The 826-nt window shown below is 64.9% G+C and carries 1 protein-coding gene; it reads left to right on the forward strand.

The genetic code is table 11. The features are described from left to right. On the forward strand, nucleotides 1–774 hold a 774-nt coding region (locus tag GZ998_RS00965; RefSeq protein ID WP_219108422.1), incomplete at its 5' end, for a hypothetical protein. Nucleotides 775–826 lie beyond the last annotated feature (52 nt).

The following is an 826-nucleotide window of genomic DNA, read 5'->3' on the forward strand; positions in this document are numbered from 1 at the left end:
TCGGGCGACACCGAAACAGAACAGCGATTCATGACCCGCGCACGTTGCCTTAAGCCGTTCCTGGTGCTGGCACTGGCGGCCAGCCTGGTCACTGCTTGTGGTCACGGCGGCGCCGATCAGGAGGCCACCGCCACACCCGAGCCCATTCCCGCTACTGCCCTGACCCTCGCGGACGTCCCCGGAGCAACCACGCAGGCCGCCTACCCCGGAAAACGCGTGGAAGTACTCTGCAAGCGCATCGAGCCCAGTGTTCACGGTCTCGTTCTACTGTCTGAGCCTGACCACGCTGTCACCGTCGAATACCAGGTGGACGATGTCACGGTTTATGAGACCCTCGCCCTCGCTCTGACCACTACAAGGCCCAACGGAAGCTTCGCGAGCATCGCCACGGACATAGCCTCCTGCGACGGCACTGATGAGGAGGTCCAGTTCTGGTCCTACGGCGCGCCCGATTCCGAGACCGGCGTACTCCATGCCACCGTCGGCCTGCCGGACACTCTGGCGGGCTTCACCATGACCACCACCGGCGAGGACGGTACCCGGCACCACATTGAGCGCATCTACGCAGCCGTCACCACCAACAACGGCAAAGAGCCCGGCGTCATCGTCCTGACCACCGTGTCCAACACCGACCAACCCGCTTCCCTCGCACCAATGGACCTGCTTGACACCGCCCTCGAACGCGCCAACGCCACCCTCGACCCCACCGCCATCACCACCGACATCCGCCCCCACACCACACCCCACCCCACCAACACCACCGGGCAAGGGTGAAAGCATGACAACCACCCCAGCTAACCCCCACCACTCCCACGCGGCACCAGCC

The organism is Actinomyces sp. 594, from assembly GCF_019325145.1.
GTDB lineage: Bacteria > Actinomycetota > Actinomycetes > Actinomycetales > Actinomycetaceae > Actinomyces.